The sequence below is a fragment of the Rhizobium sp. 3T7 genome, assembly GCF_020166565.1.
Classification (GTDB): domain Bacteria; phylum Pseudomonadota; class Alphaproteobacteria; order Rhizobiales; family Rhizobiaceae; genus Rhizobium.
Window position 1 is genome coordinate 49,821 of sequence record NZ_JAIQXS010000001.1, and the last position, 23,188, is coordinate 73,008.

20 protein-coding genes and 1 other RNA gene are annotated in these 23,188 nt (G+C 59.9%); 10 read left to right on the forward strand and 11 right to left on the reverse strand.

What is annotated here, in order from left to right; genetic code table 11:
* Positions 1-35: 35 nt before the first annotated feature.
* Genes K9B32_RS00255 through K9B32_RS00270 form a run of 4 tightly spaced genes read right to left on the reverse strand, consistent with a single transcriptional unit; the run spans position 36 to position 4,814 of the window.
* A complete protein-coding gene (locus tag K9B32_RS00255) occupies positions 36-1,694 on the reverse strand; it encodes a thiamine pyrophosphate-binding protein (RefSeq protein WP_224559942.1) in 1,659 nt (552 codons plus the stop codon).
* Complete coding sequence (locus tag K9B32_RS00260) at positions 1,691-2,893, reverse strand: CaiB/BaiF CoA transferase family protein (RefSeq protein ID WP_224559943.1); 1,203 nt, start codon at positions 2,891-2,893, stop codon at positions 1,691-1,693. Before K9B32_RS00260 ends, K9B32_RS00255 begins: the two co-directional genes overlap by 4 nt.
* An 18-nt stretch (positions 2,894-2,911) precedes the next feature.
* Positions 2,912-3,868: a DMT family transporter gene (locus tag K9B32_RS00265; RefSeq protein WP_224559944.1), complete on the reverse strand. Its 957-nt coding sequence runs from the start codon at positions 3,866-3,868 to the stop codon at positions 2,912-2,914.
* 16 nt (positions 3,869-3,884) lie between these two features.
* Positions 3,885-4,814, reverse strand: coding sequence for an alpha/beta hydrolase (locus K9B32_RS00270; protein ID WP_224559945.1), 930 nt, complete (start codon positions 4,812-4,814; stop codon positions 3,885-3,887).
* A 158-nt stretch (positions 4,815-4,972) separates the two neighbouring features.
* On the opposite strand from K9B32_RS00270, the gene K9B32_RS00275 reads away from it, so the two are divergent.
* The 4 genes from K9B32_RS00275 to metF all read left to right on the forward strand — a co-directional run bounded on the left by K9B32_RS00275 (position 4,973) and on the right by metF (position 9,642).
* A complete protein-coding gene (locus tag K9B32_RS00275) occupies positions 4,973-5,707 on the forward strand; it encodes a ribonuclease T2 family protein (protein WP_224559946.1) in 735 nt (244 codons plus the stop codon).
* Between the two features lie 192 nt (positions 5,708-5,899).
* Complete coding sequence (gene ettA, locus K9B32_RS00280; RefSeq protein ID WP_224559947.1) at positions 5,900-7,549, forward strand: energy-dependent translational throttle protein EttA; 1,650 nt, start codon at positions 5,900-5,902, stop codon at positions 7,547-7,549.
* Positions 7,550-7,715: 166 nt separating this feature from the next.
* The gene (locus K9B32_RS00285) at positions 7,716-8,738 is read left to right on the forward strand and encodes an ArsR/SmtB family transcription factor (protein ID WP_224560344.1); all 1,023 of its coding nucleotides are present in this window, start codon (positions 7,716-7,718) and stop codon (positions 8,736-8,738) included.
* 4 nt (positions 8,739-8,742) lie between these two features.
* Positions 8,743-9,642, forward strand: coding sequence for a methylenetetrahydrofolate reductase [NAD(P)H] (gene metF / locus K9B32_RS00290; RefSeq protein ID WP_007802352.1), 900 nt, complete (start codon positions 8,743-8,745; stop codon positions 9,640-9,642).
* A gap of 508 nt (positions 9,643-10,150) precedes the next feature.
* Here the strand turns inward: metF and K9B32_RS00295 are convergent.
* The 4 genes from K9B32_RS00295 to K9B32_RS00310 all read right to left on the reverse strand — a co-directional run bounded on the left by K9B32_RS00295 (position 10,151) and on the right by K9B32_RS00310 (position 14,306).
* Positions 10,151-11,383, reverse strand: a complete 1,233-nt coding sequence (locus tag K9B32_RS00295) for a lytic murein transglycosylase (protein WP_224559948.1) — start codon at positions 11,381-11,383, stop codon at positions 10,151-10,153.
* 81 nt (positions 11,384-11,464) lie between these two features.
* Positions 11,465-12,262 (reverse strand): GH25 family lysozyme, encoded by a 798-nt coding sequence (locus K9B32_RS00300; RefSeq protein ID WP_224559949.1) that lies wholly within the window; start codon positions 12,260-12,262, stop codon positions 11,465-11,467.
* Positions 12,263-12,393: 131 nt separating this feature from the next.
* Positions 12,394-13,011: a class I SAM-dependent methyltransferase gene (locus K9B32_RS00305; protein WP_224560345.1), complete on the reverse strand. Its 618-nt coding sequence runs from the start codon at positions 13,009-13,011 to the stop codon at positions 12,394-12,396.
* A 50-nt stretch (positions 13,012-13,061) separates the two neighbouring features.
* Positions 13,062-14,306 carry a DUF3419 family protein gene (locus tag K9B32_RS00310; RefSeq protein ID WP_224559950.1) on the reverse strand — a complete coding sequence of 415 codons (1,245 nt, stop codon included), beginning with the start codon at positions 14,304-14,306 and terminating at the stop codon, positions 13,062-13,064.
* 171 nt (positions 14,307-14,477) lie between these two features.
* Between K9B32_RS00310 and K9B32_RS00315 the strand changes: the two genes are divergently transcribed.
* The gene (locus K9B32_RS00315; protein WP_224559951.1) at positions 14,478-15,863 is read left to right on the forward strand and encodes a serine hydrolase domain-containing protein; all 1,386 of its coding nucleotides are present in this window, start codon (positions 14,478-14,480) and stop codon (positions 15,861-15,863) included.
* On the opposite strand, the gene K9B32_RS00320 is transcribed toward K9B32_RS00315, so the two are convergent.
* From K9B32_RS00320 to K9B32_RS00330, 3 genes are all read right to left on the reverse strand, one after another.
* Positions 15,857-16,792: a lytic transglycosylase domain-containing protein gene (locus K9B32_RS00320; RefSeq protein WP_224559952.1), complete on the reverse strand. Its 936-nt coding sequence runs from the start codon at positions 16,790-16,792 to the stop codon at positions 15,857-15,859. The two genes, K9B32_RS00315 and K9B32_RS00320, sit on opposite strands and share 7 nt — an antisense overlap.
* Before the next feature lie 114 nt (positions 16,793-16,906).
* Complete coding sequence (locus K9B32_RS00325; protein ID WP_224559953.1) at positions 16,907-17,542, reverse strand: LysE family translocator; 636 nt, start codon at positions 17,540-17,542, stop codon at positions 16,907-16,909.
* Positions 17,543-17,600: 58 nt separating this feature from the next.
* Positions 17,601-18,812, reverse strand: a complete 1,212-nt coding sequence (locus K9B32_RS00330; protein ID WP_224559954.1) for a pyrophosphate--fructose-6-phosphate 1-phosphotransferase — start codon at positions 18,810-18,812, stop codon at positions 17,601-17,603.
* A 343-nt stretch (positions 18,813-19,155) separates the two neighbouring features.
* On the opposite strand from K9B32_RS00330, the gene K9B32_RS00335 reads away from it, so the two are divergent.
* From K9B32_RS00335 to rnpB, 5 genes are all read left to right on the forward strand, one after another.
* A complete protein-coding gene (locus K9B32_RS00335) occupies positions 19,156-19,863 on the forward strand; it encodes a J domain-containing protein (protein ID WP_224559955.1) in 708 nt (235 codons plus the stop codon).
* Positions 19,860-20,624 (forward strand): N-acetylmuramoyl-L-alanine amidase, encoded by a 765-nt coding sequence (locus tag K9B32_RS00340; RefSeq protein WP_224559956.1) that lies wholly within the window; start codon positions 19,860-19,862, stop codon positions 20,622-20,624. Before K9B32_RS00335 ends, K9B32_RS00340 begins: the two co-directional genes overlap by 4 nt.
* Positions 20,625-20,884: 260 nt before the next feature.
* Positions 20,885-21,403: a lytic transglycosylase domain-containing protein gene (locus tag K9B32_RS00345; protein WP_224560346.1), complete on the forward strand. Its 519-nt coding sequence runs from the start codon at positions 20,885-20,887 to the stop codon at positions 21,401-21,403.
* A gap of 99 nt (positions 21,404-21,502) precedes the next feature.
* Positions 21,503-22,690: an NAD(P)/FAD-dependent oxidoreductase gene (locus tag K9B32_RS00350; protein WP_224559957.1), complete on the forward strand. Its 1,188-nt coding sequence runs from the start codon at positions 21,503-21,505 to the stop codon at positions 22,688-22,690.
* Positions 22,691-22,793: 103 nt separating this feature from the next.
* Positions 22,794-23,188, forward strand: an RNA gene (gene rnpB, locus K9B32_RS00355) — RNase P RNA component class A.

The following is a 23,188-nucleotide window of genomic DNA, read 5'->3' on the forward strand; positions in this document are numbered from 1 at the left end:
GGCGGCATTGCGAATTCGAAGGCCGGTGGGTTCGCTCACCGGCTTTTTGTTTGGGCGATTTCGGAAAGCGTGCGCGTCGGGGTAATGGCTTCCGGATCGAGCTTTACCTCGATGATCGAGGGCTTGCCGCTCGCTCGTGCGCGCTCAAAGGCGGCCGCGAAGCTTTCCGTCGTCTCGACCGTTTCCCCATGGCCACCGTAAGCGCGCGCAAGCGAGGCAAAGTCCGGGTTCGTGAGGTCGGTGCAGCTGACGCGACCGGGATACTCGCGCTCCTGATGCATGCGGATGGTGCCGTATATGCCGTTGTTGATGACAATGGCGATGATGGGCAGGTTATAGCGAATGGCGGTCGCAAATTCCTGGCCGTGCATCAGGAAGCAGCCGTCCCCGGCGAAACAGATGACCTCGCGTTCGGGAAAGAGCTGCTTGGCAGCAACCGCGGCCGGCAGGCCGTAACCCATGGAGCCTGATGTCGGTGCCGCCTGGGTGTTGAACTGACGGAAACGATGGAACCGATGCAGCCAGGTGGCATAGTTTCCGGCGCCATTGGTGAAGATTGCATCGGGGCGCGTATTTGCCTCGATCCACTCCATGATCGGCCCCATATGGACTGGGCCGGGACCGCTCTGCGGCGGTGTCGACCACGCAATGTAGGCCTGGTGCATCCGTTCGGTGCGCTCTGCCCATCTGAGTTCGGTTGGTGCCTCGAGATCAGCAAGATCCGCAACGAAATCACTCGGGCTCGCGCAGATTGCGAGGTCGGGCCTGTAGACACGGCCAAGTTCTGAGGGATCCGGATGAATGTGGACGAGCGATTGTTGCGGATAGGGGATGTCGATGAGCGTATAGCCGGAGGAGGGCATTTCCGACATGCGCCCGCCAAGCAGGATCAGCAGGTCGCTTTCCTTGATTTCCTTCGCCAGTGCAGGGTTGATGCCGATGCCGACATCACCGGCATAGTTGGGGTGTCGATGATCAAACAGCATCTGCCGACGGAACGAGCATCCGACGGGCAGGGCGAAGCGTTCCGAGAAGGTTTTCATATCGGCGACGGCATCCGCATCCCAGCGTGTGCCGCCGACGATGACCATCGGTCGCTCCGCCTTGAGCAGTCGCAGGTAAAGGTCGTCAATCTGACGACGACCGGGATGCGCTTCGACGCGCGAATAGCGCTTGGCGCGGGGCGCCTCCACTTCGTCGCGCAGCATGTCCTCGGGCAGTGATAAGACGACGGGGCCGGGACGGCCTGACGTGGCGATCGCAAATGCGCGGGTGACGAACTCGGGAATGCGAGCAGCATCGTCGATCTCGCCCACCCACTTGCTGAATTCGGTGAGGGCGCGGCGGAACTCGACCTCCTGAAAAGCCTCTCGCTCGCGGGCGTCGCGCTGGACCTGCCCGATGAAGAGGATCATCGGAATGGAATCCTGCCTGGCGATATGCAGCCCGGCCGTGGCGTTCGTGGCGCCAGGCCCGCGCGTTACCATGCAGATGCCGGGCTCGCCGGTGAGCCTGCCCCAGGCATCGGCCATCATGGCCGCGCCACCCTCCTGACGGCAGACCACCACGCAGATGTCGCTGTCATAAAGCGCATCGAGAACGGCAAGGAAACTCTCGCCGGGCACGCAGGAGAGGCGTTTCACCCCATTCGCTTTCAAGGCCTCGACGATCAGTTCCCCGCCGGTTCTTCTCATGATGATCTTTTCTCCTCCAGTTCGGCGAGCTCCGCCAGAACCTCCTCCTGATGCTCTCCCAGCCGCGGGCTCGGCCGCTCATAACGCAAGGGCGTCTGCGAGAGCACGACCGGCGTCCTGACGCCGGGAATGACGGTACCCGTTGCGTCGGCGAGATCTACCCGCAACCCACGCGCCTGGATTTGTGGATCCGCAAACATTTCCTCGATGGTATTGATCGCGCCGGCCGGAACGGCGTCCGTCTCGCAGGCCCGCAGCAGGTCGGCCTTCTGCCATCTCAACGTTTCGGTCGAAATCAGCCTGCGAACCTCGTCACGGTTCGCTACGCGCGCCTGGTTCGTCGAAAAGCTCGGATCGTCGGCAATGCCCTCAAGGCCGAGGATCGCGCACAGGCGTCGGAACTGGCCGTCATTGCCGACCGCGAGGATCAGATAGCCATCGGCGGCCGGCACGACTTCATAGGGCGAAATATTCGGATGCGCGTTTCCAAGTCGCGTCGGGGCACGGCCGGACACGAGATAATTCATGTTCTGGTTAGCGAGCACGGCCGACTGGACGTCGAGCAGCGCCATGTCGACCAGCTGCCCTTCGCCGGTCCTCTGCGCGTGGATGAGCGCTGCCTCGATGGCTGCGACCGCGTAGATGCCGGTAAAGATGTCGGCGGTCGCAACGCCTGCTTTCATCGGCTGTCCGTCCGGCTCGCCGGTGATCGACATGAAGCCGGACATGCCCTGAACGATATAGTCATAGCCTGCCCGGCTGGCATAGGGACCGTTCTGGCCGAAGCCGGTGATCGAGCAATAGACAAGCCTCGGGTTGATTTCCTTCAGGCTTTCGTAATCGAGACCGTATTTCACGAGCCCGCCGAGCTTGAAGTTCTCGATGACGACATCGGCCGTGGCGATAAGGCGGCGGACCAGTTCTTGATCCTCTTCACGCTTCAGGTCGGCGGTGATCGAACGCTTTCCGCGGTTGGCAGCGTGGTAATAGGCGGCGGAGAGGTTTTCGCCGTCGGCACCCTCGACAAAGGGTGGTCCCCAGTGCCGGGTGTCATCGCCGCCATCTGGGTTTTCGACCTTGATCACGTCGGCGCCGAGATCGGCCAGCATCTGGCCCGCCCATGGACCTGCAAGCACGCGTGCAAGCTCGATGACGCGGATGCCGGACAGCGGCGGCTTTTGGGGCTGATTGTCTGTCATGTTCCTCTCACGAGCAGATCAGGGCGCCAGGGCCGATTGAGGTGTATCGGATACCGGCTTCGATGCAAAGCGTCGCTCGCGCCAGATGATGTACAAGCCCGATGCGATGATGATGAAGATGCCGAGCCACTTGAGCGCATCCGGAAAGTCGCCGAAGACGAGCCAGGCGAAGACGGTGGCCGACACGATCTCGAAATACTGCAGTGGCGCCAATGTCGAGGCGGGCGCTGCACGGTAGGCATAGACGCCGAAGATGCCGGCGATGGCCGCCGTGACACCGACGCCGAGCAGGTAGAGGTAGCCACGGCCATCCGGCATCACCGCGTCAAAGACGTCGGAACCCGTCGCGCTGCCGAAAGCCAGCAGGATGGCGCAGAACAGCAGGCCCCAGATGCCCATCTGAAGCTGCATCGCCCACGGATCTTCCCGATGCGAAAGCACGCGGGTCATCAAGGCGAAGATGGCGATGCAGAAGGCGCTGACGACAGGCAGAAGCGCGACGTAGCCGACCTCTTGGAAGCTTGGCTGGATGATCAGCATCGCGCCGAAAAAGCCGACGCCGCAGGCGGCGTAGCGGCGCCAACCGATTGTCTCCTTGAGGAAGATGCTGCTCAGGATCGTCAATATGATGGGTTCGACGAAGAAAATCGCGATGGCATCGGCAACCGGCATGTACCTCAGCGTCGTAACAAAGGAGACCATGGAGATGGTTATGATGGCGCCTCGTATGGCATGAAAGATGTTGGCGCGCCAGGCGAAGGTCTTCCAGCTTCCGCGCCAGATGACGATCGGCAGCATGCAGAGGGCCTGCACGACGAAGCGCGCGGCCGTGATTTCTGCCGCGGGAATCGTAGCTATTGCGAGCTTGGAAAAGATGTCGATGATTGGCGAGACGAGCACCGACAGGAACATCAGCAGAATGCCGGTCGAGACCTCCGAAGCGGCTGCGGGGCGGAAAGAAATACCATTGCTCATCGCAAAATCCTTCAGTTCAGAATCTTGCGATCGCTTCGTCGCACCAATCGGCGAATGCAGCGATGGCCGCGTCCGCTCCAATTTCATTCAGCGTTTCGTGGCGCATGTCCTGATATATCTGCGTCGTGATACGGGAGAAGCCATGGGCTTTCAAATGGTTTGACAACCAGATCACCGCTTTTCCGCCATCTGTTGCCGGATCCTGCCCGCCGCCGACAAGATGGATTGGCGTCTGCTTCGGCAGTTGTTCCAGATGCGTCATTTGCGGGGCGCGAAATGTGAGTTCGAAAATATCGAGCCAGAGTGACACCGAGGCATCGAAGCCGCACAGCGGGTCCGCGATATACTTGTCGACTTCGGCAGGATCGCGGCTTAGCCAATCGAAGTCGGTTCGACGGCCGGCGATGGATTTGCCCCAGGTGCTGAAGGTAAGCTTCGGCAGGATGCCGCTCGGAACATCAGAGCCCTTCAGTGCACGTTCGGCGAGCAGGATCGCCTGCGCGGCCCGTCCTGATAAGCCGGGGTTGAAATTGGAGTTCCAGACGGCGAGGGCGTCATATTTCTCCGGATGCGTGACTGCCGCGTTAAGCGCAATGAGGCCTCCCATCGAATGTCCGAAAAGAATGACTGGTAGACCGGGATACTGTGTCACGGCGTGGTCGCGGACCGAACCGACATCATCGATCACCTGCCTTATGCCTTCCCTGCGCGCAAAACGCCCGATCGGTGCGTCGGCCGCGGTCGTCTCGCCATGCCCACGGTGATCGAAGGCGAAGACATGGTAGCCACGCGCCGCTATCGCCACCGCAAAGCGGGCGTAACGCTTGGAATGCTCGGCCAGTCCATGGGAGACAAGGATAATTCCGCGTGCCTCGGATTGCGCCGGTTCGTGATGAAATCCAAGCGAGGCGTTCGCCGTTTCAAGGCGTTGCGTATCTGCAAACATCATATCCTCCCATTGGCGGGAGAAGATCAGATCGCCCGGGAAATGCAACACATCCAAATATTTATGCGACCGGATTTTTCGCATCCTACGGATTGAGGGTTGTGAAAATAAAGCCGGCGTGATTTCTTGTTCATGAATTGTTCCTTGTGGGGATGAAAATGAACAATGCATTTCTGCGTATGGCTGCACTCCTGATGGCGATCGCGGCTGCCGGCGTTGCGGGAGCCCAGGATGCCGCCGGAAGAACGCGCTTCGTTCTGGCGGCCAGCTGGCAGCCTGCCTTTTGCGAAACCAACCAGCGCAAACCGGAATGCGGCAGCCAGACCAAGGACAGGTTCGATGCGACCAATTTCTCGCTGCACGGGCTATGGCCGATGCGCAAGGATTATTGCGACGTCTCCGGCGACCTGCGCGCCGCGGACAAGGACGGAGACTGGAACAAGCTGCCGGCGGTGGAGCTGTCTGCTGCGACCAAGACCGCACTCGCAAAGGCGATGCCTGGAACGCAATCCGGCCTGGAGCGGCATGAGTGGATCAAACACGGTACCTGCACCAAGCTGAGTGCTGACGACTATTTCGCCACGTCTGTCCGGCTGATCGACGAGCTCAATGCTTCGGCGGTCCGCGATCTGTTCGCGACCAATATCGGCAAGCCGCTGACGGCGGAGGCGATCAAGGCCGTGTTTGACAAAAGCTTTGGCGCTGGCGCCGGAGATCGCGTCAAGATGAGCTGCCGGCGTGCCGGTGGAAACCGCGTCATCAGCGAACTCACGATCGGTCTTTCGGAAGCCGCGACATCGAATGGCGAAACGAGCCTGCGCGACCTTATCCAAGGGGCAGGGCGGACGTCGTTCGGCTGCAATGAGGGCGTCGTGGACGCCGCCGGCTTTTGATCCCGCTCACCAAAAACCAAGTCCGGTCCGTCGACCTTTAGGCCATACAAGGCGACTACAGAGCAGCGTGCCAGGTTCCGATCCCGACGACGGTTGCAAAAGCCTCCGGTTTTTGGCCCTCGCGCGTTGCTCCTTTGGCTCAATTCGCCTACATAGCGGCAAAACTTAAATCCCCCGCGGAGCGAATTATCAATGGCACGTCAGTTCATCTACCATATGGCCGGCCTCAACAAGGCTTACGGCAACAAGAAGGTGCTGGAGAACATCCACCTTTCTTTCTATCCGGATGCCAAGATCGGTATTCTCGGCCCGAACGGTGCTGGTAAGTCGACCGTGCTGCGCATCATGGCGGGCCTCGATAAGGAATATACTGGCGAGGCATGGCTGGCCGACGGCGCAACGCTCGGTTACCTCGCGCAGGAACCACAGCTCGATGCTTCCAAGACGGTCCTTGAGAACGTCATGGAAGGCGTTGCCCCGAAAAAGGCGATCCTCGACCGCTACAACGAGCTGATGATGAACTACTCCGACGAGACGGCGGAAGAGGGCGCTAAGCTCCAGGACGTCATCGACAGCCAGAACCTCTGGGACCTCGAAAGCCAGGTGGAAATGGCGATGGACGCGCTGCGCTGCCCGCCCGGCGAGTCCTCGGTCGAAAAGCTCTCGGGTGGCGAAAAGCGCCGCGTCGCGCTCTGCCGCCTGCTGCTTGCGCAGCCTGATCTGCTGCTGCTCGACGAACCGACCAACCACCTCGACGCCGAGACCATCGCCTGGCTTGAAAAGCACCTGCGCGAATATCCGGGCGCCGTCCTGATGATTACCCACGACCGCTACTTCCTCGACAACGTCACAGGCTGGATCCTCGAGCTCGACCGTGGCCGTGGTATCCCGTACGAAGGCAATTATTCGGCCTACCTGCAGGCGAAGGCGAAGCGCATGCAGCAGGAGGGCCGCGAAGAGGCCTCCCGCCAGAAGGCGATCAGCCGCGAGCAGGAGTGGATCGCCTCCAGCCCGAAGGCGCGTCAGGCGAAGTCCAAGGCCCGTATCCGCGCTTACGACGAACTGGTCGCTGCGGCCGACGCCCGTCGCCCCGGCGATGCGCAGATCGTCATCCCCGTCGGCGAGCGTCTCGGCCAGGTGGTTATTGAAGCGGAGAACCTCACCAAGGGCTACGGCGATACCATGCTGATCGAGAACCTGACCTTCAAGCTGCCGCCCGGTGGCATCGTGGGTGTCATCGGTCCGAACGGTGCCGGCAAGACGACGTTGTTTCGCATGATCACCGGCCAGGAAAAGCCCGATAGCGGTGACATTCGCATCGGTGAGACTGTCGACCTCGGCTATGTCGACCAGAGCCGCGACGCGCTCGCCGGCAACAAGACCGTCTGGGAGGAAATCTCCGGCGGCAACGACATCATCAAGCTCGGCAAGCACGAAGTGAATTCGCGCGCCTATTGCGGCGCCTTCAATTTCAAGGGCGGCGACCAGCAGCAGAAGGTCGGCACGCTTTCGGGCGGTCAGCGCAACCGCGTGCACCTCGCCAAGATGCTGAAGGCCGGCGGCAATGTCATTCTGCTCGACGAACCGACCAACGACCTCGACACGGAAACGCTGGCAGCCCTTGAGGATGCGCTCGAGAATTTTGCCGGCTGCGCCGTTATCATCAGCCACGATCGCATGTTCCTTGACCGTCTGGCCACGCACATCCTCGCCTTTGAAGGTGACAGCCACGTCGAGTGGTTCGAAGGTAACTTCGAAGAGTACGAGCAGGACAAGATCCGCCGCCTCGGGGCCGATTCGGTCAATCCGAAGCGCGTGACCTACAAGCGCTTGACGCGCTGATCATCGGATATTGGCTTTAAGCGTTGAAGCCCCGGTTCGCCGGGGCTTTTTTTGCGCGCATTGATGTCGCGATCCGAGCAGCTAATTTCGTGAACGGATTGAATTGCGTCTTGCCACGCCCTCTCGATTCACATAAAGATATCTTTATATGTTGATTGGATCGGATATGGGTGAGCCTATCAGACTCGGACTGGATGCGTTGGTGGACGTCCTCAGGGCGGCCGGTGAGCCGACACGTCTACGACTGCTGGCCCTGCTCGCGGCGGGAGACCTGACGGTCACTGATCTTACCGAAATCCTCGGCCAGTCCCAACCTCGCATCTCTCGCCACCTGAAGCTGCTCGGCGAAGCGGATCTCATCGACCGCTACCAGGAGGGCGCCTGGGCTTATTTCAGGCTGCGTCAGGATGGCAAGGCAGTCATTTTCGTCCGCAGTCTGTTGGCGCATGCTTCCGAGAATGATCCGGTGATCCTGCGTGACAGCGAGCGCCTGGCTGCGGTGAAGCGCCAGCGGGCGGAGCGCGCACAGGCCTATTTCAGCCGCAACGCCGCCGAGTGGGACGAGCTTCGCCGGCTGCATGCCGCCGATGAAGAGGTCGATGCCGCCGTCATTCGGCTGCTCGGCAGCCAGCCGATTGACTCGCTCCTCGACCTTGGCACCGGGACGGGTCGCATCCTTGAACTCCTGTCCGGCCTCTATCGCCGGGCGATCGGCGTGGACGCCAGCCGCGATATGCTGAGCGTGGCGCGTGCCAATCTCGACAAATCAGGGATCACCAAGGCATCGGTTCGTCACGCCGATATCCTGAACCTGCCGTTCGAGGCGCAGGATTTCGACGTGGTCACGATCCACCAGGTGCTGCACTTTTTCGATCAGCCCGAGATCGCGATCTCCGAGGCGGCGCGTATGCTGCGGCCGGGCGGGCGGTTGGTCATTATCGATCTGGCACCGCATGGGCTGGAATACCTTCGTGACGAGCATGCGCATGTTCGCCTCGGCTTCTCGCATCAGTCGATATCCGACTGGCTGCGGAAGGCGGGGCTGGATGTCGAGCAGGTCGTCGACCTTCATCCGGGTCATCAAAGCGGGCAGGGGCTCACCGTCACCGTCTGGCTTGCGCGCGACCCCCGGCGTCTCATAGCCTCCTCAGCGAGCGAAGGCGCCGAACCCATATTTGCCGGGAGATAATCATATGGCTTTGAACAGCGCCGCGCGCCGCAAGATCGGTATTTCCTTCGAGTTCTTTCCGCCGAAGTCGGAAGAGATGGAAGGTCAGCTGTGGAACACGGTCAGCGAGCTGCAGGACTGGGATCCTGACTTCGTATCGGTAACCTACGGCGCCGGCGGCACCACCAAGGCACCGACGCTGGCGACCGTCTCGCGCTTTCTCGCCGAGACTCCCCTTGCCACGGCATCGCATCTCACCTGCGTCGGGGCGACGAAGGATGAGACGCACAGCGTCATCGAGACCTTCCGCAAGGTTGGCGTCAAGCATTTTGTAGCGCTTCGCGGCGATGCTCCGGGCGGCGTCGGCGCGCCCTACCAGCCGCATCCCGGCGGCTATGCAAACGCGGCGGCATTGGTTGCCGGACTGCGCGAGATTGGCGATTTCGAGATTTCGGTCTCTGCCTATCCCGAAAAGCATCCCGAGAGCCGCGATACCGCTGCCGACATCGACATGCTGAAGCAGAAGGCGGACAACGGCGCGACCCGGGCACTGACGCAATTCTTCTTCGACAACGACAATTTCGAGCGCTATCTGGAGCAAGTGCGGGCCGCCGGTATCAATATTCCCGTTGTGCCGGGCATCATGCCAATCCAGAACCTGACGCAGCTGAAGCGCTTCGCCGGCGCCTGCGGCACTCTCATACCGGCGTTTCTGGATGAGCGCTTTGCGGGCTTCGACGACAAGCCGGAAGAGAGAGCAAAGGTTGCGGCTGAGGTTGCAGCCGAACAGATCGAAGACCTGGCCCGTCGCGGGCTCACCGACTTTCACCTGTACACGATGAATCGTGCGCCGCTTGTCTCGGCTGTGCTGACCAATCTCGGCTTCACGCGGGACGGTGCCAAGAAGGCCGGTGCCGCAGCATAGGCTGCTCCTGTCGGAAGACAAAAAGAAAAGCGCATCTCCTCGTGGGATGCGCTTTTCCGATTCATTGAACTGTTTCGCTACTCAGGAGTCTCGGCACTGTTCAATCGGCACGACGTTCAGATGAAAAGCATTGTCAATACGAATGCAAACGCCGCGCTGACCAAAAGGACATTCAAGGATTGTGTAAGTCCCATGTCTGTCTCCTCGCGTTAACGGTGCGATAATATGTCGTGATTGTGTCGCTTGGAAAGCGGATTTTATACTGCACTGCGGCGAAAATGTCACATCACGGACGCGAGGCCGCAACTAATTCACTGAAATTGCGAAAGAAATTCCCGCAGAAAAATATTCACAGATTTTAACCTGCCGTTAAAGTCGGCGATCCCGCCTTCACACTTGCGGCAAGATGAAGGCTTTGCCTGAAGCGTCTGAAACCATGGAATAATCCGCGCAAATGAAAAGGCCGGGTCTGACACCCGGCCCGAAAGCGTGCGCTCAAGATGCGCGATCAGAGGGAGTTAAGGAGCGTCGGCGTTGCCCAGCCGTCGGCCGGCATGCCGAGGCGCTGCTGCTCCTTCTGGATGGCAACGCGCGTGCCCGAACCCAGGATGCCGTCGACCTTGCCGACGTCGTGGCCGAGCGTTCCAAGCTTCGTCTGCAGTTCCTTCATCTGATCATTGGAAAGGCCCTGTTCGGGCGTGCCCTTGAGATAGGGCTCGGCACCGGCGAGGCGGGTCCCAAAATAAGCGGCCGACGTCGTGTAGATGAACGACTTGTTCCACTCGAGGTAGATCTGGAAGTTCGGGTAGGCGATGAAGGTCGGGCCGAGGCGGCCCTGGGGCAGGATCAGGTCGGCATGCAGGTTGCCGAAGCTCGTGTTGCCGTCACGCGGCTTGACACCAAGGGCAAACCAATCGCCGGCCGTCATAGGGCCGCCAATACCGGATTTTTCCCACGGGAGGCTCTCGGGAAGTGTGACCTCCTGGATCCAGGGCTGCCCCTTTTGGAAGCCGAGATGCTGGATGAATTTTGCTGCCGTCAGAATGGCATCGGGAGCGCTCTGCTTGAGGCGCACATGGCCGTCGCCGTCACCATCCATCCCGTAAGCGACGATATCGCGGGGCAGCATCTGGACCTGACCGATCTCGCCGGCCCAGGCACCTGTGTTGGTTGCCGGCTCGAGATCACCATACTGAACCATTTCAATAAGGGCGATCAGCTGCGGGCGGAACAACTCGGGCCGCCGGCAATCATGAGCCAGCGTCACGAGCGCGTTGCGGGTGTTGAAATCGCCCTGCACAGCGCCGAAATCCGTTTCCATGGCCCAGAAGGCCGTGATGACGCCGGCGGGCACTCCGAACTCCTGCTCGGCGCGGGCGAAGACATCCGCATATTGCTTCATCTTCTGGCGGCCGATATCGAGGCGGGCCTGGCTGACGGTGCGCTGTGAGAATTCCAGGAAGGTCTGCTTGAACACGCCCTGCGCGCGGTCGCGGCTCAAGACCTTCTGGTCGATCTGTGCGCCTTCAAGTGCCTTGTCGGCGGCTTCTGCGGATGCGCCTGCTGCAATCGCGTCGGCCTTTACGCCGGCCAAGAACGCAGCGAGATCACCATCACATGCCGGGGCGGCCGCCTGCGAACCCGGTGCACTCGGTGCCTGCGTCTGTGCGGCAGCGCCGGTGGCGAGACCGGCAGCAAAAAGGAGTGCAAGTGCCGTGCGGCTTGCGGGCGAGCGGTGCATAGTTTCGATCCTCGTCGTCAATGGAATTCCGTCGATTTCCCAGATGATTGTGACGGAAGCAAGAAAGACGAGGGGACGTTACTAAGAATTTGTGTCCTTGGATACGGCGGCTACCCAGTTGTGCCAGTTCTGCGTCGATCCGGCGAAAACGTTGATGTCCGTCGGGCCCTTGATACCAGGGATGACGCCCGTCGACGTGTACTGCCAGAAGGCCCATCGGCGGTCGGCATAGGTCACTTCGGGATGTTTGGCGACGGAGCGAACCCAGAAGTGATAATTCTGGAAGTAGCCGACGAGATTGTCACGATGGAAATCGACCGACGTGTAGATAATCGGACGCTTGCCGTAGTAGGCCTCGAGGCGGTCCATAAAGCGCTGCAGCTGTGCGCGCACCGTGGCTGGATCAGGGCGATAACGGCATGTCTTAGACTCTGAGTTCCATTCGACATCGAGGACAGGCGGCAGTCGCATCGAGTCTTTCGGCACGTTGCTGATGAACCAATCGGCCTGTTCATCAGGCGTCGAGCAGAAATAGTAGAAATGATAGGGAGCGTGCGGAATGCCCGCGGCGCGGGCGCGCTGCCAGTACTCATTGAAGCGCGAATCGACGCGGTCCTTGCCCTCGGTCGCCTTGATGAATGCGAAAGCGACGCCGGAGTTCCTGACCGTCTGCCAGTCGATATCGCCCTGCCACTTCGAGACGTCGATGCCGTGAACTGGCTGCTTCTCCGGATGCTTTGTTCCGAAGTCCTGAGGATCAGTGTCCTTGAAGCGCGTCTTCGGCTTTACGGACGCTGTTTCGAGATAGTCATAGCCCGATGACGTGCACCCGGCGAGCATGACAGCCAACGGCAAAACGCAAAACAGAAGCCGGCGCATAGATGTTCCGTCGCGAAACGAATGGAATTTTTGCCCCACAGCTCGACCTTCGTGATAAACGCGTCCAGCAGAGGAATGTCCCCTCTATTTTCCATATCAACGTAAAAATTCGGTTAGTTTCAAGCGAAATGTCAAGGTTTGGTCACAATGACCGCCCGCCAGGCATAGCCGCCGCCGATGGTCTCGAACGTCAGTCGTGCTTGGTTTTCAGAGGCTTGAGACTCCAGAACCTGCCGCAGATTGGCACGCGGCGACACGTGAAATTTTCGCAGCCATGCCTTGAGAAGACCCGCAAACCAGCCCGGCAGGCGTTCCTGCTGACCAAAATCGACGATGTGCAACTCGCCGCCCGGGGCTAGGGCGGCCAGGGCCGAGTCGATCGCGCATTCCCAGTCGGGAATCATAGAAAGCGCGTAGGAAATGAGGATGCGGTTAAAGCCGCCGACGCCGAACTCGCGCGGCGTGAAGGCCGTCGCGTCCGCGACACGGAAATCCGGGAGCGTGGCTTTGGTATCGAATGTCTTGCGCGCGGAGATCAGCATCTCCGCCGAAATATCGAGGCCGTAGAGCTTAGCCTGCGGATAATGTCTGTGGGCAAGTGCGAGGTTGCGGCCGGTTCCGCAACCTACCTCCAGCAGGGTACCGCCTGCCGGCACATTCAGATTGCGGATCGTCTGATCGCGACCGAGCAGGTAATACTTGCGCGTCAGGTCATAGATGTGGCGCTGATAACGGTACATGCCGTCCATCAGGGCGGCGTGGTCGTCGTCCTTTGCGACCGGGTTCGTGTCGACCCCGCTCACGCGGTCTTCCTGTAGATATGGAAGCCGCCATAGATCGCCGAGCGATCGAGCGCCGTCAGTTCGATCGAGCGTTCCTCCATGTAGGTCCACTGATCGCGGATCGCAGGCGACAGGCGTCCTTCGATGATGCTCTTTTCGGCCGCGGTGCGGAAAATCACCCGAGCGCCTTCACGCGCTGTGCGGCTGATCTCGGCCCATAGATCATTCAGTTGCTGGTCCGTCATCCAATCCTGTGCATCCAGGAGGATATAGCGATCGCGCGAGGCTGCCGGCTCGCCGGCGAGCAGCTCGGTGAAGCTTGCGTGATGAACGTTGACGCGATCCACATTGGCACGGATCGCCTCGTAGTTCGCGGGCTCGAGATAGGTCGGAAGCGGGCCTTCGCCCCTTGGCGCGTAGCGGCGAGCGAAAGCCTGCCAGGCAAAATAGTTTTCCTGCATGGGGAAGTGACAGGCGAGCTTCTCAAGACGGTGGCGTAGGACCGGAGCAATGGACCGGTCGGCAGCAAGGCTTGCCAGTTCGTCGTATTGCTGCGGCGGGATGCCAAGGCCAAACAGCGAGCTCTTGCGGCCGGTGATCCAGCGCACAACCGGCTTGTCAAAGAGCGGCGCGATCTTCTCGTCGAAGAACTGGCGCTGCTCGCGCAGCGAGCGCGTCTTGGTCATCTCCGTCAGGTCGACGCCGTGCAGGCGGGCAAGCAGGTGGGCTGCACCGATGAACCGACCGAGGAGACCCGTTTCGTAGATGTTGCGGTCGAAAACCGTCACGCGCCGACGGCCGAACTTGCGGCCGTTCCAGTAGTTCCGAGTTGTCTCGTCGAGATTTGCTGCGAGGAACTGGTCGAAGGCACGGCTGTTCGACGTTTCGCGCGGTGTGGCGAGGAAGCGAACGAGGTCGGCGTGTCCGGGAAGGTGACGGAACGCCGCAAGCTTCAGGCGATTGAGGGCGATGTGATGCGCGTTAAGGTCCACCACATCAATCGACGCCGGGCTTTTGGAGAGATAGGCGAGCATGTTGCAGCCGCCGGAGCCGATCGTCACGATGCGGTGCTGCGGCTGAAGCTCCATCGCCAGCATGTCGAGGTCGGGATCTTCCCAGATTTGCGGATAGACCAAACCGGAAAACAGCAGGCCAAAAAGCCGTTCCGAAAAGCCCGCCTTGGAGAAGGCATTGTGGCGGAGAAGAGCTGCCTTGAGTTTCCGGTTCTTGCGGAAGCCGGCATCCGGTGCAAATTCCGTCATATGAGTCTTTCACCCTTTTAGCGTTCAGGGCGTTTAGCGCGCCGTCACTACAGTTTGATGACGCAGGCTGTGGGCAGGGCTTTCCGCGGTAGCAAATAGAAACCATCCGGGCGTTGGGGTCTTTCGCGCCGCCGGCTTTCCTGCTTCTCTTACAGTCACGGAGGACCGTACATGCGATTTGTGCTGCGTGTCGTGAAGTCACTTGCCCTTCTCATGGTCGCGATCGTCGCTATGGGCGCGGCTTGGCTCTATGTCAGCCCACCTGAATTGCTGCGGGTGGGCGACGGCTATGCGGCCAAGATCGTTTGCTCGAACGTCTTCCTCGCAGGGCGGGATCCTGAACAGGTGCTCTATGAGGACGTTCAGGCGCCCGGAAATCCGTTGCTGCGGCTTGTGCGTGTGGTTGTCGACAGGCAGGGGAAGCGGGTTACAGCGCGCATCCTCGGGGTCTTCGCACCGGGCTATGCAATTTATCGCGGCGCACTCGGCTGCAGCAGCGTGCCGGACGGGGATTTTGAAGCGGCCGCGAGCGCAGTGCCCGATCGTCCGGTCGCTTTAGAGCCGCAAAATGATGCGATATGGCCGCAGGGCAATGCCGTCGCGACGGTCAATGACAGCCGTGTCGACGCACTGCTCTCAAACAGCGACTTGACCGGTCCTGCAGCGCGCGCGGTTGTCGTCGTTCGCAACGGCCGTATCATTGCCGAGCGCTACGGTGACGGCTTCAGTTCGACGACGCCGCTGACGGGGTGGTCGATGACGAAGACCGTCAATGCGGCGATTGTCGGACGGCTGATGTTGGACAACAAGATCGGGTTTGATGACGCCGCCCTCCTGCCGCAGTGGCAGGGCGGTGATCATTCGGCAATCAAGCTCAGCGATCTCTTGGGCATGGAGAGCGGCCTGGCCTTCAACGAGAATTATGGCACGGTCGCCGATGTCACACGCATGCTCTATCTCGATGCAGATATGACGGCGCTGCCGGCGAGCCTCCCCTTGGAGGCGAGCCCGGGCGAGCGCTTTAACTATTCGAGCGGCACATCGGTTTTGATCTCGAAGATATGGATGGATCGGATCGGCAACATGCAGGCGGCGCTTGCCTATCCCAAGATGGCGCTGTTTGACCCGATCGGCATGTCGAGTGCCGTTCTGGAGGTTGACGCGCGCGGCACCTTTGCCGGCAGCTCCTATCTCTACGCCACTGCGCGGGACTGGGCCCGTTTCGGGCAGTTTCTTCTTCAAGACGGCGTCTGGAATGGACAAAGGCTGTTGCCGGAACAGTTCATGGCGGCCATGCGGACGCCGACTGTGGCCTCGGGTGGCAAATATACGCAGGCGCAGGCCTGGCTTGCCGCGCCGGGAGGTGACAGCAGCACCATTGCCGGTCTTCCCGATGACACCTTCTGGTTGGAGGGGCACGACGGACAGAGTATTGCGATCGTGCCATCCGCGAAGCTTGTCGTCGTCAGGCTCGGGCTGACGCCGAGCTGGCTCCGCTATAAGCCGCAGGTCCTGGTAAAGGAGATTCTAGCGGCGCTGCCCGGCAGTGATCAGTAGTTGCCGTGGGCGATGTTGTTCATGCCCTTGCGCTTGGCATCATAGTAGTAGCCACGGGCATAAAGGCGGATCGCATCGTCTTCGCTGCTGTCGGAGACGAGCCAGGCGCCGCGAAGGTATTTGGCGGCGTATTTGATGTTGGTATCGGCGTCAAACAGGCCGGCGGGTTCGCCGTCGTAGCCCATCGACTTGGCCGTGTTGTACTTGATCTGCATGAGGCCGAAGTAGCCACGCTTGTTATAGGCCTTCGAATTGTAACGGCTTTCCCGATGCACGACGCGGTGAAGCAGGGATGCGGGCACCTCGTAAAGCTTCGAGTACTTGTCGATAATCTTGGTGATCGCGCTTTTCTCGACCGTCGGTGCACCATCGTCGTCGCTGTCGCTGAACATGGGTGGAGCGGTCGGCGGGTCGGATGGACCTGAGGTGTCGAAGCCGTAGTCCATCATCGGATGCGGCATGGTATCTATTGCGGAAAGCGCGGCAATCGCACCAGTGCCAGCCTGAGGCGTCGCAGCGAAGGCGAGCTGCGTCGACGCAGAATGGGTGCCCGGTCGCGGTGTCGGTACAACGGACTGGATAGCCGTCATCTCGGGCGTGAGCGGGATCTCCGCATAACCCGTTGCTGTGGCCGACTGGATCTGGCCGCTCAGCTGAGAGGGATCGGTTGCCGGCATGGCCGGTGCTGCCAGGGCAGTTGCTGTCGGATCGGCGGTGGTGATGATCGCCGTCTGGGGCGCTCCTTCGCCGGCCGGCACGGCTGCAAGCGTAGCGTCTTCGCCCGGCTTCGGCGTCGGAACAACGGTCTGGGCTGCGGTCAATTCTGCCTGCGACGTGTATTCGACGCTCGTGCATCCGGCAACAACGCCGCAGAGCATCGTCGAGACGATGAGACTGCGTTTCAGGCCGGAAAAACCGATCGCTACCATACTCTCACTTTCGTGATTGCGCCGCCCCGGCAGCGTTTAGAAGTTACCAAAAACCTTAAGCCCGGATTCCGCAATTAACGTATTCGTTGTTTTGCTGCAACCCGCCGAAAATATTTACGCGGCGATGCGCCGATAGCCAGCGGTTACGGCGCCTGCAGCAATGAGCAAGGTGCCGCCGGTACGGTTGACTGCGCGCTGAACGCTTGCCTTGCGGATAAGGCCGCGCGCCGCGTTTGCGGCCAGCGCATAGATAGAGGCATTGATGGTCGCGAGCACCAGGAAGGTGGCTTCCATGATGAGCATCTGGCCAAAGAACGGCAGGGCCGGATTGAGGAACTGCGGAACGAACGCGACGAAGAATACGATGCTCTTCGGGTTGAGGGCCGTTACGACATAGGCGTGGAGGAAAACCTTGAGCGATTTCTTTTCGGGCAGGTTGTCATTGTCTGCCATGGGCTCGGAAATCACGGGTGCACGCCAGAGTTTTATTCCGAGCCAGATCAGATAGGCGCCGCCGAGCCACTTCAGTACCGTGAACAGGGTTGCGGAGGCCGCGAGTACAGCCCCCAATCCGAATAGCGATGCGGTCATCGCGGTGAAGTCGCCGAGTGCAACGCCGGTTACCGTTGCAAGCGCCGTCTTACGTCCATGACCGAGGGCATAGGAAACGACGAGGAGAATCGTCGGGCCCGGGATGGCCAGCATGATTGCAGACGCAGCGGCAAAAGCGAACCAGGCTTCGAGCGACATGGAATCTCCTCCTATTCCCTAGGGTAAAAGCAAAGACACCATATCAACCCTCAGTCAATCAGGCCGTCCGGTATTTCTGCCCTATTGTGTCCATGACTTCGCCGAACCACTTGGTGGAGATATCAAAAGCCTTGCCGCCCTTGATTCGCGGGAACTCGATTGTCCGCAACTTGCCGTTCTGCGCTTCGTCGTGACCGGTAACACCGGATACCTTGTTGAGGGCGCTTTCGACGGCAAGGTCGGTCATGCTCTGAATGAGACGGAGGTCATCGCTGTTGGCAGGCGCCGAACGCGCAAAGTAGCCCGACTTCTGCACGAGCGAGCGCTCGGCATTGATGAGGCCTGCGAACTGCTTCTGGAACCAGCCGCCGACATTGATCGTATCAATCTTCACGTGGCCGAAAGCGTCGCGCTTGATGGTCTCGCCGGCGGCCTCGCGTTCCGCGACGATGGCGTCAAGGCAAGCGCCCTCCGAAACGAATACCGTCGCGTGGCCCGTGCGGTCGATGATTTCTTTCAGTCGTGCGGCTTCCGCATCGAGGTCGAACGCCATTTCAGGGAGATAAACCGCATCGATGCTCTTCATCTTGGCGTTCGTCATCAAGCCATCGACATATTCGTAATTCTTCGTCCGCTGCAGATAGGCCCGGGCAGTTGCTGCCGTCAGCCAGCCGCAGTGGCGTCCCATGACTTCATGGATGATCAGGGTGCGCGGTGCTGCCGTCTGTTCGTTGCTGACGTTGTCGAAGAACTGCGCGCCAATTTCCGCGGCCGTCCACGCGCCGAGCGACTGGCGGATCGGAACGACGTCATTGTCGACCGTCTTGGGCAGGCCAACGACCGTCAGATTGTAGCCATTGGCGGCCAGATATGCCGCCAGATCGGCAGCCGTGGTGTTCGTATCGTCGCCGCCGATCGTATGAAGGATCGTGACCCCATCATTGGCGAGGCGCTCGGCCGCCACGCGCAGTGGATTTTGACCTTCCTTGACCAGGCCACGCTTCACGCAATCGGCTGCGTTGGTGAGCTTGACGCGGCTGTTGCCGATCGGTGAGCCGCCGTAGCGATGCAGAAGCGGTGCCTTCTCCCGCATGTCAGCGGTGATCTTTATGCTATCGCCGAGGAGCACTCCTTGGTATCCGGAGCGATAAGCGACAAGCTCGATGTCCGGCGCCACGTCGCTATAGCGTTCGATAAGTCCGCCGACCGCCGACGACAGACAGGGTGCCAGGCCTCCAGCCGTGAGCATTGCGACTTTCTGTTTGGCCATGATCCCTCCAATGTCTCATATCAGCGCAGTTGCGTGCTGCTTACCTAACGCATGGATGCGACAGGGAAAGGGGCATGTAAAGTGTAGTTATTGTGAAAATCAGGGCCCAAACGGCGAAGACAGGCGGAACCGGTGATATAATCGTTTCAAGCTCGAGATGGCGCTTCAGAAGGGCTGTGGAAAGCGCGATCGTCACTCACCGGCAGCAATTGGGACCCACGTCGGGCTGCGACCATGAACGAATTGTGAAAAGTCTATTCCATCCTACGACCAATCGCCGCCTTGCAAAGGCAGGCATTATTTGGTCAAGGTGTATTTCCTATTTGCACTGCGAGAGACTTTTATGTCCTTCTGGGAAAAACTGCTGAATGCCATTGGCAACACCGCGGGCAACGTCCTTTCTGCGGTGGTCGAGGCTATCCGGACAGTTTTCGAGGGTGATCCCGAGACGCGCCGCAAGGTCGCCTTCTCGGTCGCGATCATTGCTCTGTCGGCGAAGATGGCCAAGGCGGATGGAATCGTCAGCGAGAGGGAGGTCGATGCCTTCCGTGAGATCTTCGAATTCCCGCCCGAGCAGGCGAAGAATGTTGCACGCCTCTATAATCTGGCGCGTCAGGACGTTGCCGGCTATGAGGCCTATGCAGAGCGCCTTTCATCTTTGTGCGTGACTTGCGCAGCCAATTGCCCGGTGCTGGAAGAGGTGCTGGACGGTCTCTTCCACATCGCCAAGGCGGACGGGCTCATCCACGAGAAGGAGTTGGCCTTCCTGCGGCACGTCGGCGAGATCTTCCATATGAATGAAGAGCACTTCGAACGGATCGCAGCGCGCCATGTCTCCATGGGGCGCGACCCATACAAGGTGCTCGGCGTGTCGCCCTCCGATGACTTCACGACGATTCGCCGCCGCTATCATGGCCTTGTCAGCGAGCATCATCCGGATCGGCTGATTTCGCGTGGCGTACCAGCCGAGTTCCATGCCATTGCCAATGAGCGGATGGCTGCTTTGAATGCAGCCTACGAGGCGATCGAAAAGGAACGCCGTGCAGCATGACCTCGTTTGAGGCCGACTACCGGAAAGCCCTTGTTCGTCGGTCGCCCAATCACGGGGAGCGTGCGGGCGGGCGCAAGCCTGATATGATCCTTCTGCACTATACGGGCATGCCAACGCCGGATGGCGCGTTGGAGTGGCTCTGTCGTGAGGAGAGCCAGGTCTCGAGTCACTACTTCGTAGGTGAAGACGGAGCGGTTCTTCAGCTCGTGCCTGAGGAGCGCCGCGCCTGGCACGCCGGCAAAAGTTACTGGCAGGGCGAGACCGATATCAACTCTGTGTCGATCGGGATCGAGATCGCCAATGCGGGGCACCCCGGCGGTCTTCCCGAGTATCCGCAAGAACAAATTCAGGCAGTCATTGAATTGTGTCGCGATTGCGGCCAACGTTGGTCCATCGCCCCCGAACGGGTGCTTGGGCACTCCGATGTCGCACCGATTAGGAAGGTTGATCCGGGGGAAAAATTTCCCTGGAAAGACCTCCACAGAGCCGGTGTCGGGCACTGGGTCGAGCCTGCTCCGATCGCAGGTGGAAGATTTTTCCAACGCGGAGACCGCGGCCAGCCGGTCGAGGCCTTGCAGTCGATGCTCTCACTTTACGGTTATGCGACGGAAATCACAGGCGAATTCTCCGATAAGACGGCGGGCGATGTGGAGGCCTTCCAACGCCATTTTCGGCCTGCGCGGATCGACGGAATTGCGGATTATTCGACGATAGACACGCTACACCGTCTGCTGGCGTCGCTTCCGCGTTACTCCTCATAAGTAGTACTTTTAAGCGGCTCCGACTCCGAAGAATTCGGGTGTCTGCTGCGCCGCCACATGATTTCCCTATTATCTCCTCATTGCGATGGTCTAACGCCATCGTCGAACGGTGCCGCCTGGTTTGATTTGGGGTTTCAGGCGGTTGTCAATTGAAACAAAAAGAATTGCTGCAGAATATCTTATATATATCTGCAGCATATGGCCGGATTGTTATTAGAATTTCGATCCGGAAATTCTTTGGGTCGGAGAAATTAGACTGCATGAAGAAGATTATTTCTGCTGCAGTGTGCGCGAGCGCACTGTTGATGGGTATCAATTGCGCATTTGCGGGCGAATGGGGTGCAAGATCTCAGACAGTTCCTTTGAAGACTGTTGACCGGACGAGCGGTTATGCGATGCCGGACTTCACCACCAACCAGTATTCCGCTCTCATTGTCAAATATGCAAACCAGTACGATGTGCCCGTAGAGCTTGCTCATGCGGTCGTGCGCGTAGAGAGCAATTTCAATCCGAATGCACGCGGTAGCGCGGGTGAAATAGGTCTGATGCAAATCAAGCCGGCGACTGCAAGGATGATGGGTTATTCGGGGACGAGTAAAGGATTGTTCGATCCGGAGACGAACATCAAATTTGGCATGAAATACCTGGCTGCAGCGCATGAGCTCGGCGGTGGCGAAACCTGCGATACGATCCTGAAGTACAATGCCGGCCACGGCGCAACCCGCATGAACCCAGTCTCGAAGGCTTATTGCGGCAAAGTCCTGGCGATGCTCGATTGATCATCTGAACTGCTTGGTCGAGAATCACTTCGGTCAGGCACTTAACGATGTGAACCAACATGACACCTGGGTTATCTGACGTGTGAAATGAGGTGACACGTGGCAGTTGATTTCAAGGTGATCATCGTCGGAAGCGGAATGATGGGCGCGGCTGCAGCCCGCCATCTTTCCGGGATGATCGAGGGCGTTGCGCTCATCGGTCCCAGTGAGCCAGCCGAGCGCAAGAGCCATCATGGCGTTTTTGCCAGTCATTACGACGAGGCCCGCATCACGCGGTCCTTCGACGACAATATGGTTTGGGCGACGCTGGCGGCGCGCTCGCTCGATCGCTATAGGGAAATCGAAGCGAAAAGCGGCATTTCCTTTTTCTCGGAAGTGGGTTGTCTGTTTGCCGGACCGCCCGCCCGACCGGGCCAGGGATTCCTTGGGCGGGCGCTGCAGGTAAGCGAGGCGCTTGATCTCGACGTTGAAATGTTGACGTCTGCGGCGCTGCAAGAGCGCTTTCCTCAGTTTGACCTCAATCCTTCGTTCAACGGCTATTTCGAAGCGCGGCGTGCCGGCCATATCAATCCGCGCGCTTTGGTTCGGGCTCAGGCCAAGCTTGCCGGGCAGGCGGGTGTGACGGTCATCGATGGAACCGTTGCCACGGTTCGCGATGAGGGCACGTTCGTAGAGGTCCATGCGGATGGCATGCACTACACCGCCGAACGTGTGCTGGTCGCCGCCGGCGGGTTTAGCAATTTCAACGATCTTCTGCCGGCTGCCACCGAAGTTCGCCTTGCGGCGCGCACTGTCGCCTTCTTCGAGCTTGGTGACCGGGAAATGACGATCTTCTCCGAAATGCCTTCGACGATCGTCTTTGGTGACCGTGACGAGGACCATGTCTATATCCTCCCGCCGGTGCGCTATCCCGACGGCAAGACCTATCTCAAGCTCGGCGGTGATCTGGAAGCACGCTCATTCGACACGCTGGAGGACGTCGGAGCCTGGTTTCGCTCGGACGGCGATCTGGTGGAGCGCGATCTTCTGGTCTCCACGGCCCTTCAACTGATGCCGGCGCTGGCCGAGTGTCCGACAACCTCGGCGCCTTGCGTGGCGACCTTCACGGCAACAGCGTATCCTTATGTGGGATACACGGATTCGCCGCGCATCGCCGTCCTTTCCGGCGGCAATTTCGTCGCGGCTAAGTCATCGGACGAACTTGGCCGGCTGGGTGCGCTCGTCATGACGCAGGGCTGGCTCGGTGCCGAGGACTTCGGCCAGGAGTTGACGCCCGTCTTCCGGTAGGCAAGCGCATTTCAGCGGCGCGTCAGGCAATTGTCGTGGTATTGTTTCCTAGTTGCGGACATTTCAGTGGAATTCGCGCCAAGTCTCCGCTAAGGGAACCGTGCCAGTTGGCCGGGCAGCCGCGCTTTACCAATGCCGAAAGGCGGTAGGGTGAGGAAAGTCCGGGCTCCACGGAAACACGGTGCCGGATAACGTCCGGCGAGGGCGACCTCAGGGAAAGTGCCACAGAAAGCAAACCGCCTGCACAGCAGGTAAGGGTGAAAGGGTGGGGTAAGAGCCCACCGCATTTCCGGTAACGGCGATGGCAAGGTAAACCCCACCGGGAGCAAGACCGAATAGGGATGACGTGGGAGGCGAAAGCCTTCCGGCCGGTTTCCAGGTCAGTCATCCGGGTGGGTTGCGTGAGGCAGCGTGCGAACGTTGTCCCAGAGGAATGGCTGCCGCGTTCCGGCTTCGGCCGGGGCCATACAGAACCCGGCTTACAGGCCAACTGGCGAA

What these genes read in the sequence shown, in the direction of transcription:
- K9B32_RS00265 (WP_224559944.1), bottom strand. Translation starts at nt 3,868, where the DNA reads ATGAGCAATGGTATTTCTTTCCGCCCCGCAGCCGCTTCGGAGGTCTCG.
- ettA (WP_224559947.1), top strand. Translation starts at nt 5,900, where the DNA reads ATGGCACGTCAGTTCATCTACCATATGGCCGGCCTCAACAAGGCTTAC.
- K9B32_RS00340 (WP_224559956.1), top strand. Translation starts at nt 19,860, where the DNA reads ATGACCTCGTTTGAGGCCGACTACCGGAAAGCCCTTGTTCGTCGGTCG.
- K9B32_RS00270 (WP_224559945.1), bottom strand. Translation starts at nt 4,814, where the DNA reads ATGTTTGCAGATACGCAACGCCTTGAAACGGCGAACGCCTCGCTTGGA.
- K9B32_RS00315 (WP_224559951.1), top strand. Translation starts at nt 14,478, where the DNA reads ATGCGATTTGTGCTGCGTGTCGTGAAGTCACTTGCCCTTCTCATGGTC.
- K9B32_RS00320 (WP_224559952.1), bottom strand. Translation starts at nt 16,792, where the DNA reads ATGGTAGCGATCGGTTTTTCCGGCCTGAAACGCAGTCTCATCGTCTCG.
- K9B32_RS00255 (WP_224559942.1), bottom strand. Translation starts at nt 1,694, where the DNA reads ATGAGAAGAACCGGCGGGGAACTGATCGTCGAGGCCTTGAAAGCGAAT.
- K9B32_RS00260 (WP_224559943.1), bottom strand. Translation starts at nt 2,893, where the DNA reads ATGACAGACAATCAGCCCCAAAAGCCGCCGCTGTCCGGCATCCGCGTC.
- K9B32_RS00295 (WP_224559948.1), bottom strand. Translation starts at nt 11,383, where the DNA reads ATGCACCGCTCGCCCGCAAGCCGCACGGCACTTGCACTCCTTTTTGCT.
- K9B32_RS00345 (WP_224560346.1), top strand. Translation starts at nt 20,885, where the DNA reads ATGAAGAAGATTATTTCTGCTGCAGTGTGCGCGAGCGCACTGTTGATG.
- K9B32_RS00330 (WP_224559954.1), bottom strand. Translation starts at nt 18,812, where the DNA reads ATGGCCAAACAGAAAGTCGCAATGCTCACGGCTGGAGGCCTGGCACCC.
- K9B32_RS00300 (WP_224559949.1), bottom strand. Translation starts at nt 12,262, where the DNA reads ATGCGCCGGCTTCTGTTTTGCGTTTTGCCGTTGGCTGTCATGCTCGCC.
- K9B32_RS00305 (WP_224560345.1), bottom strand. Translation starts at nt 13,011, where the DNA reads ATGGACGGCATGTACCGTTATCAGCGCCACATCTATGACCTGACGCGC.
- K9B32_RS00285 (WP_224560344.1), top strand. Translation starts at nt 7,716, where the DNA reads ATGGGTGAGCCTATCAGACTCGGACTGGATGCGTTGGTGGACGTCCTC.
- K9B32_RS00310 (WP_224559950.1), bottom strand. Translation starts at nt 14,306, where the DNA reads ATGACGGAATTTGCACCGGATGCCGGCTTCCGCAAGAACCGGAAACTC.
- K9B32_RS00325 (WP_224559953.1), bottom strand. Translation starts at nt 17,542, where the DNA reads ATGTCGCTCGAAGCCTGGTTCGCTTTTGCCGCTGCGTCTGCAATCATG.
- K9B32_RS00335 (WP_224559955.1), top strand. Translation starts at nt 19,156, where the DNA reads ATGTCCTTCTGGGAAAAACTGCTGAATGCCATTGGCAACACCGCGGGC.
- K9B32_RS00275 (WP_224559946.1), top strand. Translation starts at nt 4,973, where the DNA reads ATGAACAATGCATTTCTGCGTATGGCTGCACTCCTGATGGCGATCGCG.
- metF (WP_007802352.1), top strand. Translation starts at nt 8,743, where the DNA reads ATGGCTTTGAACAGCGCCGCGCGCCGCAAGATCGGTATTTCCTTCGAG.